The organism is Flavobacterium sp. F52, from assembly GCF_000278705.1.
Lineage (GTDB): Bacteria > Bacteroidota > Bacteroidia > Flavobacteriales > Flavobacteriaceae > Flavobacterium > Flavobacterium anhuiense.
This window is the reverse complement of record NZ_AKZQ01000006.1, coordinates 26,733-50,718: the sequence shown is the minus strand read 5'-3', so window position 1 is coordinate 50,718 and position 23,986 is coordinate 26,733. Positions and strand designations below refer to the sequence as shown.

At 34.9% G+C, this 23,986-nt stretch carries 16 protein-coding genes; 11 read left to right on the top strand and 5 right to left on the bottom strand.

Annotated elements, in window-relative coordinates:
• The first annotated feature begins 7 nt into the window (after positions 1 to 7).
• The 6 genes from FF52_RS01770 to FF52_RS01745 all read left to right on the top strand — a co-directional run bounded on the left by FF52_RS01770 (position 8) and on the right by FF52_RS01745 (position 12,485).
• A complete protein-coding gene (locus tag FF52_RS01770) occupies positions 8 to 1,414 on the top strand; it encodes an aryl-sulfate sulfotransferase (RefSeq protein ID WP_008462469.1) in 1,407 nt (468 codons plus the stop codon).
• Between the two features lie 98 nt (positions 1,415 to 1,512).
• Positions 1,513 to 2,514, top strand: coding sequence for a c-type cytochrome (locus tag FF52_RS01765; RefSeq protein WP_008462468.1), 1,002 nt, complete (start codon positions 1,513 to 1,515; stop codon positions 2,512 to 2,514).
• 85 nt (positions 2,515 to 2,599) lie between these two features.
• Positions 2,600 to 5,554 carry a glycoside hydrolase domain-containing protein gene (locus tag FF52_RS01760; protein ID WP_008462467.1) on the top strand — a complete coding sequence of 985 codons (2,955 nt, stop codon included), beginning with the start codon at positions 2,600 to 2,602 and terminating at the stop codon, positions 5,552 to 5,554.
• Between the two features lie 152 nt (positions 5,555 to 5,706).
• The gene (locus FF52_RS01755; RefSeq protein WP_008462466.1) at positions 5,707 to 8,802 is read left to right on the top strand and encodes a DUF5107 domain-containing protein; all 3,096 of its coding nucleotides are present in this window, start codon (positions 5,707 to 5,709) and stop codon (positions 8,800 to 8,802) included.
• A 20-nt stretch (positions 8,803 to 8,822) separates the two neighbouring features.
• Entirely contained in the window at positions 8,823 to 11,006 is a 2,184-nt protein-coding gene (locus FF52_RS01750) for a M1 family metallopeptidase (protein ID WP_008462465.1), read from the top strand.
• A gap of 99 nt (positions 11,007 to 11,105) precedes the next feature.
• Positions 11,106 to 12,485: a Gfo/Idh/MocA family protein gene (locus FF52_RS01745; RefSeq protein WP_008462464.1), complete on the top strand. Its 1,380-nt coding sequence runs from the start codon at positions 11,106 to 11,108 to the stop codon at positions 12,483 to 12,485.
• Positions 12,486 to 12,827: 342 nt separating this feature from the next.
• Here FF52_RS01745 and FF52_RS01740 read toward each other — a convergent pair whose 3' ends face one another.
• The 4 genes from FF52_RS01740 to guaA all read right to left on the bottom strand — a co-directional run bounded on the left by FF52_RS01740 (position 12,828) and on the right by guaA (position 18,901).
• Positions 12,828 to 13,229, bottom strand: a complete 402-nt coding sequence (locus FF52_RS01740) for an OsmC family protein (protein ID WP_008462463.1) — start codon at positions 13,227 to 13,229, stop codon at positions 12,828 to 12,830.
• Complete coding sequence (locus tag FF52_RS01735; RefSeq protein WP_008462462.1) at positions 13,229 to 15,301, bottom strand: PBP1 and LysM peptidoglycan-binding domain-containing protein; 2,073 nt, start codon at positions 15,299 to 15,301, stop codon at positions 13,229 to 13,231. Before FF52_RS01735 ends, FF52_RS01740 begins: the two co-directional genes overlap by 1 nt.
• Before the next feature lie 93 nt (positions 15,302 to 15,394).
• Positions 15,395 to 17,308, bottom strand: a complete 1,914-nt coding sequence (locus FF52_RS01730; RefSeq protein ID WP_008462461.1) for a muramidase family protein — start codon at positions 17,306 to 17,308, stop codon at positions 15,395 to 15,397.
• A 63-nt stretch (positions 17,309 to 17,371) separates the two neighbouring features.
• Entirely contained in the window at positions 17,372 to 18,901 is a 1,530-nt protein-coding gene (gene guaA, locus FF52_RS01725) for a glutamine-hydrolyzing GMP synthase (protein ID WP_008462460.1), read from the bottom strand.
• A 236-nt stretch (positions 18,902 to 19,137) separates the two neighbouring features.
• On the opposite strand from guaA, the gene FF52_RS01720 reads away from it, so the two are divergent.
• Positions 19,138 to 19,665, top strand: coding sequence for a hypothetical protein (locus FF52_RS01720; protein WP_035690578.1), 528 nt, complete (start codon positions 19,138 to 19,140; stop codon positions 19,663 to 19,665).
• Positions 19,666 to 19,771: 106 nt separating this feature from the next.
• Here FF52_RS01720 and FF52_RS01715 read toward each other — a convergent pair whose 3' ends face one another.
• Entirely contained in the window at positions 19,772 to 20,485 is a 714-nt protein-coding gene (locus tag FF52_RS01715; protein ID WP_008462459.1) for a hypothetical protein, read from the bottom strand.
• A 296-nt stretch (positions 20,486 to 20,781) separates the two neighbouring features.
• Here FF52_RS01715 and FF52_RS01710 point away from each other — a divergent pair, with 296 nt between their 5' ends.
• From FF52_RS01710 to FF52_RS01695, 4 genes are all read left to right on the top strand, one after another.
• Positions 20,782 to 21,702 (top strand): DnaJ C-terminal domain-containing protein, encoded by a 921-nt coding sequence (locus FF52_RS01710; RefSeq protein WP_008462458.1) that lies wholly within the window; start codon positions 20,782 to 20,784, stop codon positions 21,700 to 21,702.
• Positions 21,699 to 22,004: a chaperone modulator CbpM gene (locus FF52_RS01705; RefSeq protein ID WP_008462457.1), complete on the top strand. Its 306-nt coding sequence runs from the start codon at positions 21,699 to 21,701 to the stop codon at positions 22,002 to 22,004. Before FF52_RS01710 ends, FF52_RS01705 begins: the two co-directional genes overlap by 4 nt.
• Positions 22,005 to 22,148: 144 nt before the next feature.
• A complete protein-coding gene (locus tag FF52_RS01700; protein WP_008462456.1) occupies positions 22,149 to 22,529 on the top strand; it encodes a RidA family protein in 381 nt (126 codons plus the stop codon).
• A 95-nt stretch (positions 22,530 to 22,624) separates the two neighbouring features.
• On the top strand, positions 22,625 to 23,860 hold the full coding sequence (locus tag FF52_RS01695; protein WP_008462455.1) for a voltage-gated chloride channel family protein: 1,236 nt from the start codon (positions 22,625 to 22,627) through the stop codon (positions 23,858 to 23,860).
• The last annotated feature ends 126 nt before the right edge of the window (positions 23,861 to 23,986 follow it).

Sequence of the window (23,986 nt, the reverse complement as noted above, 5' to 3'; positions counted from 1 at the left end):
TTTTCAGATGATCAAAAAATTAATATTAAAAGGAAGTTTTATTTTAGTGCTGCTTACTTTGGCAAGTTGTTCTAAAAACCAAATTATCTCCAATATCAATATTGGCACTCATGGCAACAACGAATTGAAAATTCAGATCGATGTTACTACGAATGACCAAGCTCAGGTATATGCAGAATATTGGTCAGACAAAGAAGGAAATCAAAATAAAATGACCTCTCCTATTTCAAATTCTGGTTTAAAACATTCGCTGGTGCTTTGCAATATAATTCCAGAAACTGACTATAGTTTCCAATTAGTTACAGTTCAAGGTGGTAATAAACAAACCAGCAAAGTTTATAATTTTAAATCTAGAAAACTTCCAGAATGGCTACAGAAACAATTCAAAGCCAATTGTCCGAAACCAGAATTATTGCCTGAAAATTTCAAAAAAGGATTTTTGCTTTTAGCGAAAAGAGAAACTCCTGGAACTGCTTATATTGTTGATTACAAAGGAAATTTAAGATGGTACCATACGCTTGAAGGAACTGGTTTTAAAGTCGTTCATTTTACAAAAGACCAAACGATTCTTTCGATTTTGGGAACCAATGACGAGCCAACAAGCTATGGAAGCGAAATTCTTGAAATCAATCTGCAAGGTGATACTTTAACCCATATTAAAAAAGGTGATGGCGATTTAAAGCAAGTTCTTCACCATGAAATTATAAAAAAATCGGCTAACGAAATTGTCGCTTTAACTGTCGAACAAAAAATAATCGATTTAACTTCTATTGGAGGAAAAAAACAAGACACTATCAACGGTGACGGAATTATAATCTTAAATAAAAAAGGAAAACAGCTTTGGAAATGGAGTGTTTTTGATGATTTAGATCCATTTAAAGACAAAAATTTATTAAAAACCAAAAAGGACTGGACACATGCCAATAGTTTAAGCTATGATGCAGATGGAAATTTTTTAATCTCATTTTATAATAACGGCCAGATTTGGAAAATCAATTCGAAAACTGGAAAAGTAATCTGGAAATTAGGAAAAGGCGGAACAATGAAAATGGCTTCAGACACTAATTTCTCTCAGGCACATGCTGCACACATCGATCAAGATGGCAGTTTATTGTTTTTTGACAATGGCGTAGATATCAAACAATCTTCTGTTTTTGCCTTAAAAGTAGACGAAAAAAGCAATTCGGTAAAACTGGATTTTCATATAAAATTACCAAAAGATATTTACAACGATAGAATGGGAAGCGCTTATATGATTAATAAAGATGCCATATTAGTTTGCTGCTCAAAAAGACATATTACAGTTTTAACCAATAAAAAAGGCGTTTTATTATGGGCTTTAGAATCTGAAATTCCGCCATACAGAACCATCTTTATTCCTGAGGAAAAATTAAAACCTTTTCTTCTTAATTAAAGAAATGATTTCCTGCAAGGTTTAAAAACCTTGTAGGTATAAAATTTAGAAAAATACCTAACAGGTTTTAAAAACCTGTTAGGATAAAAATAATAGACATGAAAAAAACAATTCTTATCGGACTTTTTTCAGCATTTTCAGTTGCTGTTTTCAATTCCTGCAACAAATCAAATTCTCAAACTTTAGCTTCAAAAACAATTGAAGAAAAACAAGATGAAGAAGGCTATATTACAATTGATACTTCTCAGATTCCAGACGATCAATTTGGAGAATCGGTTCGCTATGGAAGAGAATTAATGATGAAAACGGCTTATTATATTGGTCCAAACGGAAAAAACGGACAATATTTGGGCAATAAAATGAACTGCACCAACTGCCATCAAAATGCAGGTACAAAACCTCATGCATTCAATTTGATGTCTTCACACGATAATTATCCACAATATCGCGGGCGCGAAAACAAAGTTCTTACATTGGCAGAAAGAGTTAATAACTGCATTATGCGCCCGCATTCTGGAAAACCACTTCCGCTGGATAGTAAAGAAATGGTGGCCTTTTTATCTTATTTCAAATGGATTAGCAAATTTGTTCCAAAAGATGGTAATTTTAAAGGAGCAAAAAATTTAGAAATCGAATTTCCAGATGTTGCTGCAAGTCCAGAAAGAGGAAAAGTTTTATTTGCCGAAAACTGCGCAAGATGCCACGGAAATAATGGTGAAGGAGTTTATAATGCAGACAAATCGGGTTACACCTATCCTCCACTTTGGGGCGAATATGGATATCAGCCAGGTTCAAGCATGCACCGCGTCATTAAACAGGCGCAATGGCTAAAAAGCAATATGCCTTACGATAAAGTACTGCTTGGAAAACCATATCTTACAGACAAACAAGCGCTTGACATTGCAGCTTATGTAAATGACGATTCACAGCATAAAAGACCAAACCCAAAAACGTTTGATTATCCAAATAAAATGGGCAAACCTATCGATTATGCACACAGTCCATTTCAAGATAATTTTTCGGAAGAGCAGCACAAATACGGACCTTACAAACCGATTATTGCTTACTGGAAAAAACAAGGATGGAAAGCCGTTTACTAAACTCAAAATATACTATTTAACTGATTTATACAATACAATGAAACTAAACCTAAACAACACAACGCTTTTAAACAGAATACTGATAATGTGTTTGATCACAATCAGCATTCCTCTAACTGCACAAATAAAATATTCAGACGGAAACGACAGCTGGAATCCGAATCAATTAGGAAATCACCGTGCTGTAATTGCCTTTTCTGGGTCTGGAAATGTTGCTAAAACGACAATCGAATGGCGAAGAAGAGACACCAATCCAGAACTTAAAAAAATTATCGTTCAGGATGCGTCTGGAAAAGAAATTCAGAACATCAAAACCGAAAATATCAATAGAGAAAACGGTACTATTTTCTTTGAACCTATTTCAGGCAAAGGAACTTATTACGTTTATTATATGCCTTATGTTGATGAAGGAACTGCAAATTATCCAAAAGGAATTTATCAAAAACCTGAAGATAAAGCTAATACTGAATGGGTTTCTAAAATCAAAAGCAATTTTAAAGAAAATGCTGCTGTAACAGAAATCCAAAGTGTAAATGCTTTCAATAGTTTTTATCCGATGGAAGTGATTGCTACAGCGTCTGAAACTTCAGCTCTTGTGGCAAAAAACAGCGGAAACTCTTTCTTGGTTTTCCCAGAAGACAGAGAGCATTCTATCAAATTAAAATCTGATTTACCGCAAAGATGGATTCAGAAAGGCGTTCAAAACAGTTTTGCTGATACGGCAATGAAAGGGGAATATTTAGCTTTTCAATTAGGTGTTTACACGCTTGAAGATTTAAAAAATGTAAAAGTATCTTTCACCAATTTAGTAAGCACAACTGGAGCTACAATAGACGCGAAAGATATCAGCTGTATCAATACTGATGGGACTCGATATGATGGCACTCCTTTTACAAATACAGTTTCAGTTTCAAAAGGAAAAATTCAAGCAATGTGGTGTGGAATTGACGTTCCGCAAACTGCTGCTGCTGGAACTTACAACGGAAAAGCAACTGTAACTGCTGACGGAAAATCAAAAGAAATCAATCTTCAAATTATAGTTTCTAACCAAGTAACAAAAAACGGAGGCATCGACAGTCCTGAAAAAATGACGCGTTTAAAATGGTTGAATTCGACATTAGCTCAAGAAAATACGGTTATTGCTCCTTATACTCCATTAACAGTAAACAATTCTGAAATTGCATTATTAGGAAGAAAACTGATTGTAGCTCCAAACGGGTTTCCTGCACAAATTCAGACTTTCTTTACGCCAGAAATGACTTCTGTTACAGCAAAAGCAAATGATATTTTAAGTGCTCCAATCGATTTTCATTTTGTTGATGCATCAGGAAAAGAAGTGCAATGGAAAAACAACGGTATAAAATTCACTAAAAAAGAAGCTGGAACGGTTTCTTGGGAAAACACCTCGACTTCAAAATCAGTTCAAATGGATGTAAACGCTTCTGTTGAATTTGATGGTTTTGTACATTATACAGTAAAAGTTACAGCTCTTGAAGACGTTTCTTTTAATGACATTAATTTCCAAATGCCAATGCAGCCAACTTCTGCAAAATACATGATGGGATTAGGTCAAAAAGGTGGAGATCGTCCTGCAACTTTCGACTGGAAATGGGATGTTGCTCACAAAAATCAAGACGGCGCTTGGATTGGTGCTGTAAATTCTGGATTGCAATTTTCTTTAAGAGACGAAAAATATAGCCGCCCTTTAAATACTAATTTCTATTTACAAAAACCTTTATTGCTGCCTACTTCATGGGGTAACGAAAATAAGGGCGGTATTACTATTAAGCCAAACCAAAAATCGGTTGTAGTAAATGCATATAGCGGTGCTAGAACAATGAAAAAAGGCGATGTTTTATACTATAATTTCAACTTATTGATTACACCATTCCATACCATAAATACCGATTTTCAATGGGATACAAAGTTTTATCACAAATACAGCCCAATCGATTCTATTGCTAAAACTGGTGCAACGGTAATTAATATTCACCATGCAAATGCAATCAATCCGTATATCAATTATCCTTTTATTGAATATAAAAAGATGAAATCGTATATCGATGAAGCACATCAAAAAGGCTTAAAAGTAAAAATCTACAACACGGTTAGAGAGGTTTCTAACAAAGCTTATGAAACTTTCGCTCTTAGAAGTTTAGGTCACGAAATTTATTCTCCAGGAAAAGGTGGAGGATTCTCTTGGCTGCAAGAGCATGTTGGAGATGATTATATCGCTGCTTGGTTTGTTCCTGAAATTAAGGACGCTGCAATCGTAAACAGTGGTATGAACCGTTGGCATAATTATTATGTAGAAGGTATGAACTGGCTGACCCAAAATGTGGGCATTGACGGAATATATCTTGACGACGTTGCTTTCGACAGAATCACAATGAAACGCATCAAAAGAGTTTTGACTAAAGATGGTCATCCTGGAATTATCGATTTACACAGTGCGAACCAGTACAACAAAAGTGACGGATTTAATAATAGTGCCAACTTATACATGGAGCACTTCCCGTACATCAATAGATTATGGTTTGGAGAATATTTTGATTATGAAAAAAATCAGCCTGACTTTTTCTTGACAGAAGTAAGCGGAATCCCGTTTGGTTTAATGGGAGAAATGCTTCAAGATGGTGGAAATCCGTGGAGAGGAATGGTTTACGGAATGACAAACAGACTACCATGGAGCGATGGTGCTGATCCAAGAAACATCTGGAAACTTTGGGATTCTTTCGGAATTAAAGGTTCTGAAATGATTGGATATTGGAGCGAAAACTGCCCTGTAAAAACAAACAACGACAAAGTACTGGCAACCGTTTACAAAAAGAACGGTACAGCTTTAATCTCAATCGCAAGCTGGGCAGATGCTGATGTAAATGTGAAATTAAATATCGACTGGAAAAAACTAGGAATCAATCCTGCAAAAGCAACAATTACAGCTCCAGAAGTTACTAATTTCCAACCAGCAAAAATATTTACAGCAAAAGACGAAATTCCAGTTTCTAAAGGAAAAGGCTGGTTGTTGATTGTGAAGTAATCAACAATTACCTCGTACTGTTTGTCATTGCGAGGAACGAAGCAATCTCACTAACAAAAGATACAAAGTGTGATTTAGCAAATGCGATTGCTTCGTTCCTCGCAATGACAAAAAACGCAAAAAAACAACCACAAATAACCAAGCTCTCCATCATGAAATTTAGACCATTATTATCAATTCTACTCCTTGGAAGCCTGTTTGTCAACGCACAAAACAAACCGACTGTAAAAGAATACAAAAAAGTATTTACCACATATCCGTTCTCAGATCCTGATCCGATTCCGAAACCTGATACTAAGTTTTATCCATATTTCCGTTTTGACGGTTTTACTGACAAACCCGTTCAGAAAGAATGGAAAGTCATCGAAATTGAAAACGATTATATCAAACTGATGATTTTGCCAGAAATTGGCGGAAAAGTCTGGTCGGCTATAGAAAAATCTACAGGAAAAGACATTGTTTACAACAATCATGTGGTAAAATTTAGAGACATTGCCATGCGCGGACCGTGGACAAGCGGAGGTGTTGAAGGCAATTACGGAATTATAGGCCACACGCCAAACTGCGCCACTCCTGTCGATTACAAAATTATAAACCGAGAAGACGGAAGCATTAGCTGCGTGATCGGAGTTTTGGATTTATTGACGAGAACTTCTTGGAAATTAGACATTAATCTGCCAAAAGACAAAGCGTATTTTACCACAAATTCGTTTTGGTCGAACACAACCGAATTTGAACAGCCTTATTACACTTGGATGAATACGGGAATAAAAGCAGCCGAAAATCTGCAGTTTATTTATCCTGGACAAACATATATCGGTCATAACGGAGAATACAATTCGTGGCCAATTGACAAAGAAAACGGCAAAGATTTATCTTTCTACAAAAACAACAATTTTGGAGGCTACAAATCGTATCACGTATTCGGGAAATATGACGATTTCTTTGGAGGATATTATCACGACGAAGATTTCGGAATGGGAAGATACGGTAATCACGATGACAAACCCGGCAAAAAAATCTGGATCTGGGGATTGTCGCAGCAAGGAATGATTTGGGAAAAATTATTGACTGATACTGACGGACAATATGTAGAAGTCCAAAGCGGCAGATTGTTTAATCAGGCAAGCGAAACCAGTAGTCTTACGCCTTTTAAGCAACGTTCGTTTGCGCCATATCAAACTGATACTTGGACCGAATATTGGTTTCCTGTAAAACACACAAAAGGATTTGTAAAAGCCAACAATTATGGTTCAGTTAATATCAAAAACGAAAATGGCTGGCTGAAAATCTATTTTTCTCCCCTTCAAAAATTAAACGAAAAAATTGAAGTTTTTGAAAACGATAAAAAAGTGTATTCTAAAGATATTGCTCTGAATACCATGCAGACTTTCAAAGATTCTATTCAAGTAAAAGTCGATTCTAATAAATTGAAATTCGTTTTAGGCCAAAATAAATTAGTTTGGAATTCTGCGCCAGAAGACGGAAACATCAATCGTCCTGTAGAAATTCCAAAAGATTTTGCTCATAATTCGGTTTATGGATTGTATCAGCAAGGAAAAAATTACATCAGTTTCAAAGATTATGTTTTGGCTGAAGAAAAACTAAATGCTTGTTTGAAACTAGATCCAAACTACGCTCCTGCCCTTTCTGCATTGGCTTCTTTGCAAATTAGAAAATTAGATTACAAAGCAGCTGTAATTTCAGCAAAAAAAGCTTTATCGGTAGATACTTACGATGCTTCGGCGAATTATTTTTATGCTTTGGCGAATTTCCATTTAGGAAATACTATTGATGCAAAAGATGGTTTTGATATTGCTGCTGCAAGTGTCGAATTCCGCAGTCCTGCTTACACCGCTTTAAGCAAAATTTATTTAGCAGAAAATGATCTGCCAAAAGCTATTGAATATGCCGAGAAAAGCTTAATCTATAATCAATACAATATAGAAGGTTTACAGGTTTTAGCGGTTTTATATCGTCTTCAAAATAATTCAGACAAGGTTAATTCAGTTTTAAAAACAATTACAAAATTGGATCCGTTGAATCATTTTGCTGATTTTGAAAAATACCTTTGGAACAATTCAAACGATTCAAAAAAAGCTTTCACAGATGCTATTCAAAACGAAATGCCAGAACAGACTTTTCTTGAATTAGGAATCTGGTATAATAATATAAGCCGAAAAGAAGAAGCTTTAAAAGTATTTTCTATTGCAGAACCAAGCGCTGAAATTATATATTGGAAAGCTTTCTTAGAAAACAAACCAGTTGATGTAAGTAAAACTAAACCTGGGACGAGTTTTCCTTTCAGAAATGAAACTGCTGAAATCCTAAAATCCTTAATTAAAACTAACGATCAATATCAGTTAAAATATCATTTAGGTTTAATTGAATGGAATCGCAACAGCATTTCCGAAGCTAAAGAATTGTTTTCACAATGCGGCGCAAAACCAAATGATCCTGCATTTTATGGAGCTAAAGCTTCTTTATTTAAAGACGATGCTTCGATAGTATTGGCAAGTCTTCAACAGGCTATAAAATTGGATCCGCAAGGTTGGAGATACCATAAAATGCTGGCAGAACATTACATCGCTCAAAAACAATTTGATAAAGCGCTTACAACGGCTGAATCTTTTTATAAAAAACATCAGAACAATTATTTAATCGGAATGCTTTACGCTAAAACTTTATTGCTAAATAAAAAATACCGTGAAGCCGATTCGTTCTTGACCAAATTGCAAATCCTTCCGTTTGAAGGCGCAACAGCAGGAAGGCAACTATATCACGAAGCGAAATTGATGCAGGCTTTGGCAGAAATTAAAAACAAGCAGTACAAAAAAGCATTACAATTTATTGCTGACGCCAAATTGTTTCCAGAGAATTTAGGCGTTGGAAAACCGTATGACGAAAATATTGACGAAAGATTAGAAAACTGGTTAGATTATCAATGTTATAACAGTCTTGGAAATAAAGAAATGGCTTCTAAATCTTTAGAAAAAATTATCGCTTTCAAACCAGTAGTCGATAATACGGTTATGAATTTCCTCCCAGCAAATCAATTGGTTTCGGCTTGGGCAATAGAAAAAACTTCCTCTGCTCAAGAAGCTGAAAAATGGATTAAAACTCAGGCAGATTTATATCCGACAAATAAAATAGTGCAATGGACTTTATTGTCTTACACTAAAAAACCATCGAATATTTTGAGTGAAGATGAAAAAGATGGCGAAGTTAGAATTATCGAAAAATTGTAAAGAACTTTCAAAACAATAAAATGAAAAAGCATTTTTTAAAATATACATTTTTGGGTCTTGCCCTTGTTTTGGCACCAAAAATAGAAGCACAAAACAAGACTGAAAAAGCAGATGAATTATCTATTTATCGCACTACTCCTTTAAAAACACATGATTTAATTCATACCAAACTCGAAGTTTCATTCGATTACGGAAAACGTTATTTATACGGAAAAGAATGGATTACTTTAAAACCGCATTTTTACGAAACCGATTCGCTTAAGCTTGACGCGAAAGGAATGGATTTTAAAGAAATTGCTATAATCGATGGTAAAAAAAGTATTCCGTTACAATACAAATATGATAACGAAGAACTTTCAATCGCTTTAAACAGAAAATACAAAAGAACTGAAAAGTACACGATTTTCATTAATTACACCGCAAAACCAGCAGAACTGAAAAGCAAAGCTGGCGAATCGATTACCAACTCAAACGGATTGTATTTTATTAATCCTGATGGAAAAGATGACAAACCAACACAAATATGGACTCAAGGCGAAACGGAAGCTTCTTCTTGCTGGTTCCCAACAATTGATAAACCAAATCAGAAAACAACTTCTGAAATTGCGATGACCGTTGAAGCAAAATATACGACGCTTTCAAACGGTAAATTAACCTCGCAAAAAGTAAATAAAGACGGGACAAGAACGGATATCTGGAAAATGGAACAGCCAAATGCGCCCTATTTGTTTATGATGGCTGTTGGTGATTTCAAAATCTATAAAGATTCATATAACGGTAAAGAAGTCAGTTATTATTTAGAGCCAAAATATGCACCGTATGCCAAACAGATTTTTTATAAAACGCCGGATATGATGAATTTTTACGGCAAAATGCTTGGCGTGGAATATCCCTGGGCAAAATATGCGCAAATTGTAGTGAAAGACTATTTTGGTGGCGCAATGGAAAATACTTCGGCAACTGTTCATGGCGAATATGTGCAAAAAACAGAACGAGAATTATTAGATGATAATCAGGAAAGTACCATTGCTCACGAGCTTTTTCATCAATGGTTTGGAGATTACGTAACGGCTGAGTCTTGGTCAAACTTAACCATGAACGAATCATTTGCCACTTTTGGAGAAGTTTTATGGCATGGTCATGATGCTGGACAAGATGCGGAAGACAGATCGCGTTATGAGAAACTTCAAAACTATTTGCGTTCTCAAAAAAATGGTGATAGTCCTATTTTAGCACGTTTTCATTACAAAAACGCAGACGATATGTTTGATAATATCAGCTATTCTAAAGGTTCTATCATTTTGTATGCCATGAAAAACCAAATGGGTGATGAAGCCTTTTTTAAAGGACTAAATCATTATTTAACCACAAATGCTTATAAATCTGGCGAACCGCATCAACTGCGCTTGTCTATGGAAGAAGTAACTGGAAAAGACTGGTTGCCTTACTTTGAGCAATGGTATTATAACGCTGGAAGTCCGATTTTGGATGTGAACTACAAATACGTAAACGGAAAAGCTATTATTACCATAAATCAATCTCAAGATAGTGCAGTGCAAACCTTTACGCTACCTTTAAAAGTTGATTTTTATGTAAACGGAACTAAAATCAGAAAGGATATTTTAATTGATAAAAGACAGCAAAGCTTCACTTTTGATCTTTCTTCAAAACCTGAATTTATAGATTTAGATCCAGATAAAATTCTAGTGGGCGAAGTGAATGTAGACAAAAAAACAGCAGCTGATTATTTGTATCAATATAAAAATGCTCCATCCTATTACAACCGAATTGAAGCTATAAAATTTGCTTCGAAAGATAGAAGTTACGAATCGCAACTTATTTTACTAGAAGGCTTAAAAGATCAACAGGAAGATTTAAGAGTATTGAGCATAAAAGCAATTGATTTAAATGAAAAGCAAACCAAAGATCAGGTTCTAAAAACGCTTCTTGATATTGCTAAAAACGATAAAAAGACAATCGCGAGAGCAAATGCAATTGTAAAATTGGCTTCTACAGGAGATGCTTCTTATAAAAGTTTGATGGACGAAAGCGTTAAAGAACAATCATACAACGTAATCGCAGCAGGATTAACAGGATTAACAAAATATGCACCAGCCGAAGCAGATAAGGCATTGGCTTCATTAGATGACGATACCCAAAAACATGTAACGCCATTAATGAAAAGATTTAGTAGTCAAAAATAATTATTAAGAGTCCTTTAGGTCTGTTTTTGTTTTTGAAAACCTCTCTAATTTGGTTCATTAGAGAGGTTATTTTAAAAAATTATCTAACAATAATCACTCATGAAAATCACCTTCTTAAAACCTATAACAATCCTTTTTCTTTTGTTCGGATGGACAATTGCATCGGCACAAATGATTAAGACCAAAACGCCTTCACGTCCAAAAGGACAGCAAGACGTATTGAGAATGGCAGCAGATCCAATTCCGACGGTTCGTGTTGCTTTCATCGGACTTGGAATGCGCGGTCCTGGGGCTGTCGAACGCATGACACATATTCCAGGTGTAGAAATTGTGGCTTTGTGCGACATGACTCAAGAAAATACTGCGAAGTCAAATGAAATCTTAACGAAAGCTGGTTTCCCAAAAGCACAAGAATTCTATGGTGATGAAAATGCTTGGAGAAAAGTTACGGCTTTGCCGAATGTAGACTTGATATATGTTGCCACAGATTGGAAACATCACGCTGTGATTGGTGTTCAGGCCATGAAAGATGGAAAACACGTTGCAATAGAAGTTCCGGGCGCTTTAACTATGAAAGAAATCTGGGAATTGATCGATACTTCAGAAAAAACGAGAAAACACTGTATGCAATTGGAAAATTGTGTTTACGATTTTTTCGAATTGACCACTTTAAATATGGCTCAGCAAGGCGTTTTTGGAGAAATTCTACACGCTGAAGGCTCTTACATTCACGGTTTACAGCCTTTCTGGGGAGAATACTGGAACAACTGGAGAATGGATTATAACATTAAACATCGTGGCGATATTTATGCCACACACGGTATGGGACCAGCATGTCAGGCACTAAACATTCACCGTGGTGATAAAATGAATTTCTTGGTCTCTATGGACACCAAAGCAGTTGGAAATCCTGCTTACATTAAAGAAAAGTCAGGAAAAGAAATTAAAGATTTTAGAAACGGAGATCATACGATGACGATGATCCGCACAGAAAACGGAAAAACAATTCAAATTCAACACGATGTTACTTCTCCTCGTCCGTACAGCAGAATGTATCAATTGAGCGGTACAAAAGGTTTTGCTAATAAATATCCGTTAGAAGGTTATGCTTTAGACGGAAAAGAATTAAGCGATGACGTAAAACCAAATCACGAAAAATTGAGCGCGCATTCTTTTGTTCCTGAAGAAGTGAAAAAAGCGTTGATGGAAAAATACAAACACCCTATTGCCAAAGGAATCGAAGAACAGGCTAAAAAAGTGGGCGGTCATGGCGGAATGGATTTTATTATGGACTATCGTTTAATTTATTGTCTGCAAAAAGGACTTCCGCTTGATATGGACGTTTATGATTTAGCCGAATGGTCTTGCCTTGGACCATTAACAGAAATTTCATTAGACCATAATTCTGCTCCTGTTGAAATTCCAGATTTTACTCGTGGAGGCTGGAACAAACTTAAAAAATTAGAGTTTTCAGAATAAATATTATTGGTTAGTTAGTAAGAGGGGCAAGAGGGCAAAGTATATGTTGCTCTCTTGTCTGTTTTAGACCATTTATAAAACAAAACAGGCAGTCCGAAAAATATTTACAAACCGTTTGATTTTGGAAATTCAGCTTCGGAGAAGCGAAACATTTATAGCAATTTAATCTATTATCATTAACAAAGCTCCAGCGGAGCGACATATCATAATTGGAAAAAAATGTCGCTCCGCTGGAGCTCTTTTGCATTCACTTTATTGAATTTCTACAAATATTTCGCTTCTCCGAAGCTTATAAAAAAAGCTGTCCTTTTGAGACAGCTCCTTTTAATATTAAGTTGAAAATTAATTCCAATTGAAAGTAATTTTCTTTTCGATTTCACTGCTTAAACTTAAAAATACTGGGCAAGTCATGGCAGCACGCTCTAAAATCGTTTTGCTTTTTTCATCAGCATTGCTTTTCATTTGAAACACAATTTCTATTGCTCCAATTCTTCTTGGTTCAGCATTCATGATCTTAGTTACTTCTGCTGTAGATCCAACAAAATCAACTTCTAAATCACGAGCTTTGATTCCCATAATGGTCATCATGCAGCTTGCTAAAGCATTTGCAACTGTATCTGTTGGAGAAAATGCTTCTCCTTTTCCGTTATTATCTAATGGTGCGTCAGAAATGATTTCGCTTCCTGATTGCACATGAATTGAACTTGTTCTTAAATCTCCTAAATAAGTTACTTTTGATGTCATTAATTTGCTACTTTTAAAGTTAAGTCACTATCATAATATAAAATGTAAACACCTTTATTAGCGTGTCCGCCATCTTCTTTTCTATAATACTGAAATTTATTATCTACCTGCTGAGTTGTCATCAAATCAGCTGTTTCTTGGAATGTTTTTCCTTGCATTAAACGCATCATCGTATCAAATGTTACGTCAAATCCTCTGGTTGCATAAGTCGTCGGATTTGCTTTGTTTTTTAGACGATATTGTTTTTCATAAATTAAAACTGGCTGTTCATCGCTTTCGCGAGTTACAGAAGGATACATTAATTTTAGTTTTACCAAGTTATCAAAATTGATTTCATCTGTATCCAGTGTACTATTTGGTTCTAAAATCACCAATTGAACCTGACACGTTTTTTGAGAATCTAGTAGAGCCTTAATTGTAGCTTTTACCATCGCTGTATTTCCTGTTTCCATCACAACATAATTCAAACGATTTGGTATTAACAGACTTTTTAAGTTAGCCACATCCAAACCGCCAGTTTCAGTTAGAGATGCAAATGCCACTCCTTTCTGATTTTGCTTAATGTAGTTGATAACAGATTCTTTTTTCTTATCAACGACCGCTACGATATTTCCGTTTTTAGAACGCATATAATCAAAAACTGAATTTCTGATTACATCGTTTGACGGTATAGTTTGGTACAAATTATCAATCGGATTAGCACTATCTTTTGATAAAGGCGAAATTACAGGAACATTATACGAACGCAACATGCTTGCTGCCGTTTCTGCGTTACTTTGGTAAAATGGCCCAATTACAGCATCTGCATCTTGAAGTTTCGGAGTCAAACCTACAACATTCGAAGTGGTTTTAGTTTCCTGAGAGTCATAAATTGCAACGTCAATTGGCAGTTTCAATGTTTTTGCAGAATCAATCGCCATCAAAGCTCCAGAATAAAAATCTAGAGTCATATTTAAGAACTTATCGTTTTTAATTCTGTTAGCGGTTCCCGAAGTATCGCTTTGCACTTTAGCCAAATTAAAAGGAAGCAATAAAACTACTTTTTTGCGCTCATTAATGCCTCTTTTTTTGGTTAATTCAACAATTTCTACATTTTCGTTTTCAGTAGATTTTACTTTATCAACAATCTTAATTCCGCCGCCAGCGTTTTCTGCTGGTTTACTTGTAGAAGAATCAGCTGGTTTATCACCAGGAACTTGTGCTGCAATAATTGGCGCAGGAGCTACATATCCAGCAGGAACTTTTAGAACCATCCCCTCTTTTACACCTTCAGAAAGTGACGGATTTAATGCCACTAATTCATCTTGAGATAAATGAAAAACTCTTCCTAAACTATAAAAAGTCTCTTTCGGTTTCACCTGATACTCCATATACGTAACCGCTTTTTTAGAAGATTCGACAGGTTTCTTATTTTCCGCAGGCTTTGCTGTTTCAGTTGCAACATGCTCTGTTTTTGGGGCTGTTCCTTTTATGGTCAGTCTGTAGCCAACTGGCAAACTAGAAACAATATCTGGATTGCGTTTTTCTAATTCTTCTACAGTCATATTATACTGCTTTGCAATTCCAAATTTTGTTTCTTTTGGTTGAACATCGTGATAAACATATTTTTCAGCGCCTTTTTCTTTCGCAGGTTTTGCCGTTACTTTTTGAGCAGATCCTTTTGCAGGAATAACCAGTTTCTGTCCAATTTGAACGCCAGTCTTCTCCAAAAACGGATTTGCTGCTTTTAAAGCTTCATCAGAGATTCCGTATTTTTTCTCAATGCTGTAAAACGTTTCTTTTGGCTGTACTTCATGAATAATTTCTTTTCCTGAAGCAACAGTTTTAGTTTCAGAAACTTCTTTTTTTGCTTCTCCGGTTGCCGTCGGAATCAGCAATACTGTATTTGGGCTTAAACCCGTTCTGGCATCTGGATTTAGCTTATAAATGTCATAAGGAGTTACCTTAAATTTTTGGGCAATCTGATTAATAGTTTCACCGCTTGACACTTTATACTTCACCACTTTTTCCTGAGAAAAAGCACTTGAACTGATAAAGAATACAAGAGACAATAATGTTAAATAGTATTTCATAATATGGCTTAAAACAATTTAATTTCTAATTTAAAAATATCTCACAGATTTCCTCAAAGCAAAATTCGAGCCGTTTGTTATTTCAATCGAAAATCATCTCAAATCGATTTCTACTTTGGCAATTATGATTTCTTTATATAACTCATCTTCTTCTTTTTTCTTGCATTTATAAAGCACTTCTTCCATGTTTTCGAATTTATCGCTGTAAACATAGTATGAAAGACTGTTAATATTGAAAAAGAAACTAGCGTTAAAATCGCCAGAATCAATGAGTTTCATAATAAGCTTATCTCGGTCAACTGCGTCTGTAAATATACCCAAAACTAAGTAATACCCGTTCGAAACTTCTCTAAGATTATCATAAACTTCTACTTTTACTGTTTTATCAGGTCTTAACGGATTGTCTTTCAATTCCTGTTTCATTTCTTCCAGCGAAATTGTTTTTGAATTTTCAGCAGTGTTGTCCTTTTTCTGTTTTTTGACTGCTTCATCCTGATATTTTTTTAGTTTAATCAAAGCCAATTTATCATCAAACTTTCGAGCTTCCATGCTATAATACGAAGCTTTACTGATATGTCTTTTTACTTCAATTTTTTTCTGATTGTCAAGTGAATCAATTTTAGCAATCAAGAGCTGATTTTTTTCGTCTCCTTTTTGCTGATCTTCTTTATAGCGTTTAATTTCTTCTAAAGATAAACGCTGTTGCAAAGGTTCTGTATTGGCTTTTTTCTCGCTTTCGCGGATTTTCTTTTTATACTCCTGATTTTCCTCAACGACAATTTTCTCTACTTTATTCATCAAACCAGCATACACTTTTCTATTTTCTGCCAGTTCCTTTTTCAGTTGAGAGGATAATTCATTTGTTTTATTGATTCCCTCAGAAGATTGTTTTTCAAGTCTTTTTGATTCTTCGACATTTAGAATATCCATTCGTTTCAATTCTTTCAAGTCATCATTCATTGTCGTAACAAGCGAATCTAATTTTGCCATTAAAACATCTTGAACATTTTTATTGGCTTCTAAAACCAAACGCAATTTTTCAACTGAATTTTCTTTAGAACCATTCATATCGTTCAGATTCACTTTCAAATCATTAATCTTTATAATTTTCTGATTCATTTCTTTCTGAACAACCAATCGGTCTTTTAAATCTTCAATTTCAACCGTTTTAGCTTTTGTTTTTTCAACCACAACTTGTTTTTCGGCAAGCGCCAGCATCAATTCTTCGCTTTCGTTTGCTGGCTTTATTGCTGTAGTATTAATAGCCAATTTGTTTCCAACAATTAATCCGTTTACAATTTCAGGATTTTGAGATTCTAGCTGATCGATTGAAATTCCGTATTTCTTTGCAATCGAAAATTTGGTTTCCTTTGGTTCAACCACATGAAAAACCGTTTCCTGGTTTATCACACGAACTCTTCCGTCCAATGTTTTTCTTTTATTTGGAATCGAAATCGTCTGTCCAATCTGCAATCCATTAATTAAAATATCTTTATTAAGATTTTCTAAATCCTGAACCGAAACATTATATTGTCTAGCAATGCTAAATAAAGATTCTTTAGCTACAACCAAATGTGTCGCTTTTGAAGAAACAACATTTTCTTGCTTTGAAAAATGATCTGGATTTTGAGGAATAATCAGTTCTTGACCGATTTGAAGTCCGTTGGCAAGAGTTTCCTGATTGGCATTTTGAATAACTTCAACTGAAACACGATATTGTTTTGATAAACCAAACAATGTTTCTTTTGGTGCAACAATATGCGTTTGCTGCTTTGAAATTGTGTTTTCTGAGTGGTGAACTGGAATCTTTAAAACCTGATTGTCTTTGATTCCGTTTTGCGATTCGGGGTTGAGTTTGTAAATCTCATCGATAGAAACCTTATACTTTTGGGCAATAAAATAAGCGGTCTCACCTTTTTGAATCTTGTGCTCGATAATTGAATCTTGCGCAATTATTTTGTTAAAAGACAAAATAAACACAAGAGAAATTGTTAAAAGTTCTCTCATAAATAGTAGGTTATAAAAAATTAAGGCCTTACAAATGTAAGACCTTAATTTTAAATTATGCTACTATTCCCACTCAATTGTTGCAGGTGGTTTTGAACTAATATCGTAAACTACACGATTCACGCCTTTTACTTTATTGATAATATCATTAGACACTTTCATCAAGAAATCGTAAGGCAAATGAACCCAGTCAGCAGTCATACCATCTGTTGATTCTACTGCTCTAAGCGCCACTACTTTTTCATAAGTACGCTCATCACCCATAACTCCAACACTGTTTACAGGAAGCAAAATTGCTCCGGCCTGCCAAACTTTGTCGTATAATCCCCAAGATTTTAATCCTTCAATAAATACAGAATCTACGTCTTGTAAAATTCTAACTTTCTCTGGAGTAATATCTCCTAAAATTCTTATTGATAATCCTGGCCCTGGGAAAGGGTGTCTTCCTAATAATTCAGGATCTATTCCTAATGTAGCTCCTACTCTTCGCACTTCGTCTTTGAAAAGCATTCTAAGCGGTTCTACAATTTTTAATTTCATATAATCTGGCAATCCACCAACGTTGTGGTGTGATTTAATAGTTGCAGATGGCCCTTTTACCGAAACAGACTCAATAACGTCTGGGTAAATAGTTCCTTGTGCCAACCATTTTACGTCTTCTAATAAGTGCGATTCATCATCAAAAACTTCAATAAATACACGACCGATTGTTTTACGTTTTGTTTCAGGATCACTAATTCCAGCTAATTCACCAAGGAAGCGATCTCCTGCATCTACACCTTTTACATTTAATCCCATTCCTTTGTATTGGTTCAATACATTTTCGAATTCATTTTTACGTAAAAGACCGTTGTTAACAAAGATGCAATATAAATTCTGTCCGATTGCTTTATTTAATAAAACTGCTGCTACAGTAGAATCTACTCCTCCAGATAAACCAAGAACTACTTTATCGTTTCCTAGTTTTTCTTTTAATTCTGCTACCATTTCGTCAACGAAAGCATTTGGAGTAAAGTTTTGAGGAACTTCAGCAATTTTCACTAAGAAGTTTTCCAACATCTTTTTTCCATCTGTTGAATGGTAAACTTCTGGATGGTATTGAATCGCATAAGTAGTTTCGCCTTCAATTTTGTAAGCTGCGTATTCTACATCATGCGTGCTAGCTAATTTCACAGCATTTGTTGGAAGCGCTTTGATACTATCGCTATGGCTCATCCAAACTTGGCTGTTTTCTGAAACTCCTTCAAAGAAAGTTTCGCCTTCTTTAATATAAGACAAGTTTGCTCTACCGTATTCTCTAGTATTTGAAGCTGCCACTTCTCCACCGCTGAAATGAGCTAAATATTGTGCTCCGTAACAAACAGCAAGTAAAGGCATCTTACCTCTAATTTGTGATAAATCAGGATGCGGTGCATCTTCTCCTCTTACAGAGAAAGGGCTTCCTCCTAAAATTACGGCTTTATAACTTGATAAATCACTTGGAATGTGATTGTAAGGAAAAATTTCGCAGAATATATTTAATTCGCGAACTCTACGCGCAATAAGCTGAGTATATTGCGATCCGAAATCTAAAATAAGTACGTTGTGTTGCATGCGCAAAAGTACTTTTTATATTCGAAATTCAAAAATCGGAACGGTGAAAAAAAAATATTTTTTTTCACAGGAAGATACTAAGAAACTAAGATGCTAAGATTCTAAGCTTTTTTCTTCACAAAACTAAAAACTTAAAATCTTAGCATCTTAGTAACTTAGAGACTTAGTATCTTCGCAAAAAAAATCCAAACAATCCAAAAATCCGTATCTAACGAAAACCCAATTTAAATTTAACTATGAAATCAAAAATTATTGCCTTGACTGCTTTTGTGTCGGTCTTTTTTTCTTCTTGTAATACGGTTGATGATTTATTGACTTTTACAATTTCGAACAATACTTCGATTACAATCAAAAGCACTTCACCTGTTAACTTGCCATCAGAAATTTTTACACCAGAGGTTACAACCAATTCTTCTGCTGAGTTTGAAAACAACAAAACCAAAGCTAGTTTGGTAAAAGATGTAAAAATCAGATCGCTGAAATTATCCATTACAGATCCTTCGGATAAAACATTTACATTTTTAAAATCGGTTCATTTGTATATCTCAACAGCAAATTCAGAAGAAATAGAATTGGCGTACGCAGATAACATTAATGTATCAAGCAATTCAGTCGATTTAATTTGTACTGATAAAAGATTAGACGAATATATTAAAGCAGACAGTTACAAAATTAGAACTAAAGTAACTTTAAAAGAAACCTTAACGCAAGATGTAACGGTTAAAGCCGAAATGAAGTTTAAGGTTACTGCGGATCCATTCTAATTTTTGAGGTTCAAAGGTTCAAAGCAACAAAGGTTCAGAGGTAAACGAAGTGTAAAACTTTGTCCCTTTGAACCTTTGCTACTTTTAACCCAGCATTAAAAACGCTCTACTCTTTTGTCACAACAATAGACGCTTTAAAACCCGCAGCAAGGTTATCCCAATAATCATTTGTTACTAGATTACCTTTATCGTCGTAGACTTGTATTTCTGCCGTATTTCCTCCTAGTGTACCTATATTTAAGGCTTCAAAGTCTAATTTATTGAATCCTTGTGCCAAATTGATTTTTACTTGCTGGAAATTGGAATCCAATAAAATTCTATCACGGATTACATAATCGTTTGAAGATACTTTTACTAAATCTCCGTCAATAGCTCCAAAATCACGGAACTTAACAATAAAGTATTCCGATTTGGTTTTAAAATCTCCTAGCGAAATATTTTTCTTTACCAAAACACCTCTGCCTTCTCTTAAACCGGCGTCTTTTAAAGATTTATCCAAATCTTTTTCCATTTTGGCTACATATCGATCGCCTGGATTAGCAAAATCTGTTTCTGTAGACATCGTAAATTTGCTTTTCTCTTCTCCAATCTGAAACTTTGATTTTGGAGTTATAGTCGTATTTTCAAAAACATTTGGAGTTTTAATTGATGGCATATCATTAAAATCTGCCAGTGGGTCTTTTGTCTCAGGAACCGGAGTCTTTTTAGGTTTTGCAGTAAACTTTCCGCCTGGAATAGTTTTGAATTTAGTACTAGACTCAATTTGGGCTGATACAGACAGTGCAGTAAAAAATAATATGAAAAATAAAATGTGCTTCATTGAAAAAAAAGTATTATCGAATCGCCTTTTATAATTAATATAATCAAAAGTCCAGCTTCACAAAAATAGTATAATTTACTTACTTGCTACAACTTTAGGAGTTTTATAACATATAATTAAGCTAATTTTTGGAAGCAAAAAACCTGCCAAGATTTTTTATTTCATAAAAAATAAATTTCAAATCTAAAATTTACAAATTCCAAAAAAATCATTTTATAAAAGCATTCAGCATTTTGATTATTAACAACTTATTCTTAACTTCAAGACTTTATTTTACCATTTAAAATCTCAATAAAATGGATTATATCGATTATTACAAAGTATTGGATGTCACAAAATCTGCTACAGAAGCGGAAATCAAAAAAGCATATAGAAAATTGGCCAGAAAATATCATCCCGATTTGAATCCGAATGATAAAGAAGCGGAAAAAAAATTCAAGGAGATAAATGAAGCCAACGAAGTTTTAAGCAATGCAGAGAACCGAAAAAAATATGATAAGTACGGAAAAGACTGGAAACATGCTGAAGAATTTGAAAAAGCGGGCTACAATACTAATCAGCAGCAAAGCAGACAGCAAGGCGGTTATCAATATTCTGAAGGCGATTTTTCTGGTTTTGGAGGCGGAGACTTTTCAGGCAGTGATTTCTCAGATTTTTTCAATTCGATGTACGGCGGAGGCAGAAGCAGATCGCAGTCCAAATATAGAGGACAGGACTTTAATGCCGAACTGGAATTAGACCTAAAATCAGCTTACACTACACACAAACAGAATTTAACCGTAAACGGAAAAAATATCCGAATTACAATTCCTGCTGGTGTCGAAAACGGACAGATCATTAAAATTCCCAATCATGGCGGACCTGGTGTAAACGGTGGCCCAAACGGCGATTTATACATCACGTTTATAATTTCTAATAATTCAGATTTTAAACGAGAAGGAAATAATTTATATGCCGAAGCTCCAATAGATCTGTACACCGCAGTTTTAGGTGGCGAAACGTATATCAACACTTTTGACGGAAAAGTAAAAATCAAAGTCCCGGCAGAAACACAGCCAGGAACAAAGGTGAAGTTGAAAGGAAAAGGTTTTCCTGTTTATAAAAAAGAGAATCAGTTTGGAGATTTATACATCACGTACACTATAAAAATTCCAACAAAACTGTCGGATAAAGAAAAAGAGTTATTTGAAGAACTAGCAAAACTTAGAAAGTCATGAAAAATAGAAATTTAATCCAGATCAAACAGTTTTGTATTTACCACGAAATTGAGAACACCTTTATAACCGAACTTCATAATTACGGACTCATTCATATTATAACGGAAGAAAATGACGAGTATCTGGAACCAGAACAGCTTCCGATAGTTGAAAAAATGATTCGTATGCATTATGATCTCAAAATAAATCTGGAAGGAATTGATGCCATTGCAAATCTTTTGAATAAGATCGAAACCCTACAGCAAAATTTGAATACCGTACAAAACAGGCTTCGTATTTACGAAGAAAAAGAAACCGAATAAAATATCACAAAAAAGCTTGATTTCTGAATTGATTTCAAGCTTTTTTTAATCGCCGAGAGAAGCATAATCCTTAAATTGCGGCATCTTTAATTAACCTGAATTTGCTTTTAAAACCATACTGACAAATTCGCAAAAATCATAAAAATGAAAAGAGAAAACATCTTGACTGGATCTCCGTGGGAAGACAAAATGGGATATTGCCGTGCCGTAAGAATTGGCAATATTGTTGAAGTTTCTGGAACTGTGGCCATTGTTGACGGCGAAAAAGTAAAAGCTGATGACGCTTATGCTCAAACATATAATATTTTGGAACGAGTAGAAAAAGTTTTAGAAGATTTAAATGTGGGGATGAAAGATGTGATTAGAACAAGAATTTTCACAACAGACGTCTCTACTTTCGAAGAAGTCGCTAGAGCGCACTCTGCTTTCTTTAAAGATGTCAAACCCACAACAGGATTTTATGAAATTAGCAAATTAGTTGCTCCAGAATATTTGGTAGAAATCGAATTTACTGCTGTAGTATAATATTTTTTGTCACGAATTTCGCTAATTCCGCCAATTATTTTCCTTTTAATTCGCGAAAATTGGCGAAATTCGTGGCAAACTTTTAGAATTCATTAATGGCTTCCCAAAATCCTAAACAATTTCTGCTTTCTCTTCCTAAATGGATTCTTATCTGTGCTTTAGTAGGCATATTTTCAGGTTCTGCATCTGCTTTCTTTTTAGTTGCTTTAGAATGGGTTACACAATTTAGAATGCAGCATGACTGGATTATCTGGCTTTTGCCTTTCGGCGGATTTTTGGTCGGATTGAGTTATTACTATTGGGGAGAATCTGTTGCCAAAGGAAATAATCTTTTACTGGAAGAATATGAAGAACCTAAGAAAGTGATACCTTTTAAAATGGCTCCTTTAGTTCTTTTAGGAACATTACTTACCCATTTATTTGGAGGATCTGCAGGACGCGAAGGAACTGCGGTACAAATGGGAGGCGCAATTGCCGACCAATTTACCAAGTTTTTCAACCTTGATCATTCAGAACGCAGAATTTTAATTATTCTCGGAATAAGCGCGGGTTTTGCCTCTGTTTTTGGAACACCTCTGGCTGGTGCCATTTTCGCATTGGAAGTTTTATATTTCAGTAAAATTAACTTCAAAAGCATTTTACTTTCTTTTCTAGTGGCTTACGCTGCTTATTTTACTGTAGAATTTTGGCAAATAAAACATACACATTACAGCATTCCAATAATTCCAGAACTTAGCTTAAACAATATAATTTTTACTCTAATTATTGGAGTTTTATCAGGATTTGCGGCTTTATTATTTTCCAGAAGTACGCATTTTTGGGGCTATATTTTTTCAAAAAACATTAAATATCCTCCGCTTCGTCCTGTAATTGGCGGTGTGATTTTAGCTATTGCTATTGCTGGTTTAGGTTTTACAAAATTCTCTGGACTAGGCGTTCCTGTTATTGTTGATTCCTTTTCAAATCCTAGCCAGTGGTACGATTTTCTGCTTAAAATTTTATTTACAGGATTTACACTCGGAGCTGGTTTTAAAGGTGGGGAAGTAACGCCTTTATTTTTTGTTGGAGCTACTTTAGGAAGCGCTTTATCAACCGTAATTCCAATGCCAATTGCTCTCTTAGCAGGAATCGGATTTGTTGCTGTCTTCTCTGGAGCAACCCATACTCCTATTGCCTGCACCGTTATGGGAATGGAATTATTCGGAATTGCTCCTGGAATCTTAATTGCAATTGCCTGCACAATCGCTTATTTTTCTTCTGGTTCTATCGGAATCTATAAATCTCAAATTGTAAAAGGCGCGAAATATAAATTATACCAAAAATTTCTTTAGAGTATCTTAGTCTCAGTCACAGTTTTCAGTCGCAGTCGTTGTTTACGCCAATAATACGCTACAAACTGGGCCTAAACAAGAAGACTGGAAACTGAGACTGAGACTGACCACTTAACACTGCCACTA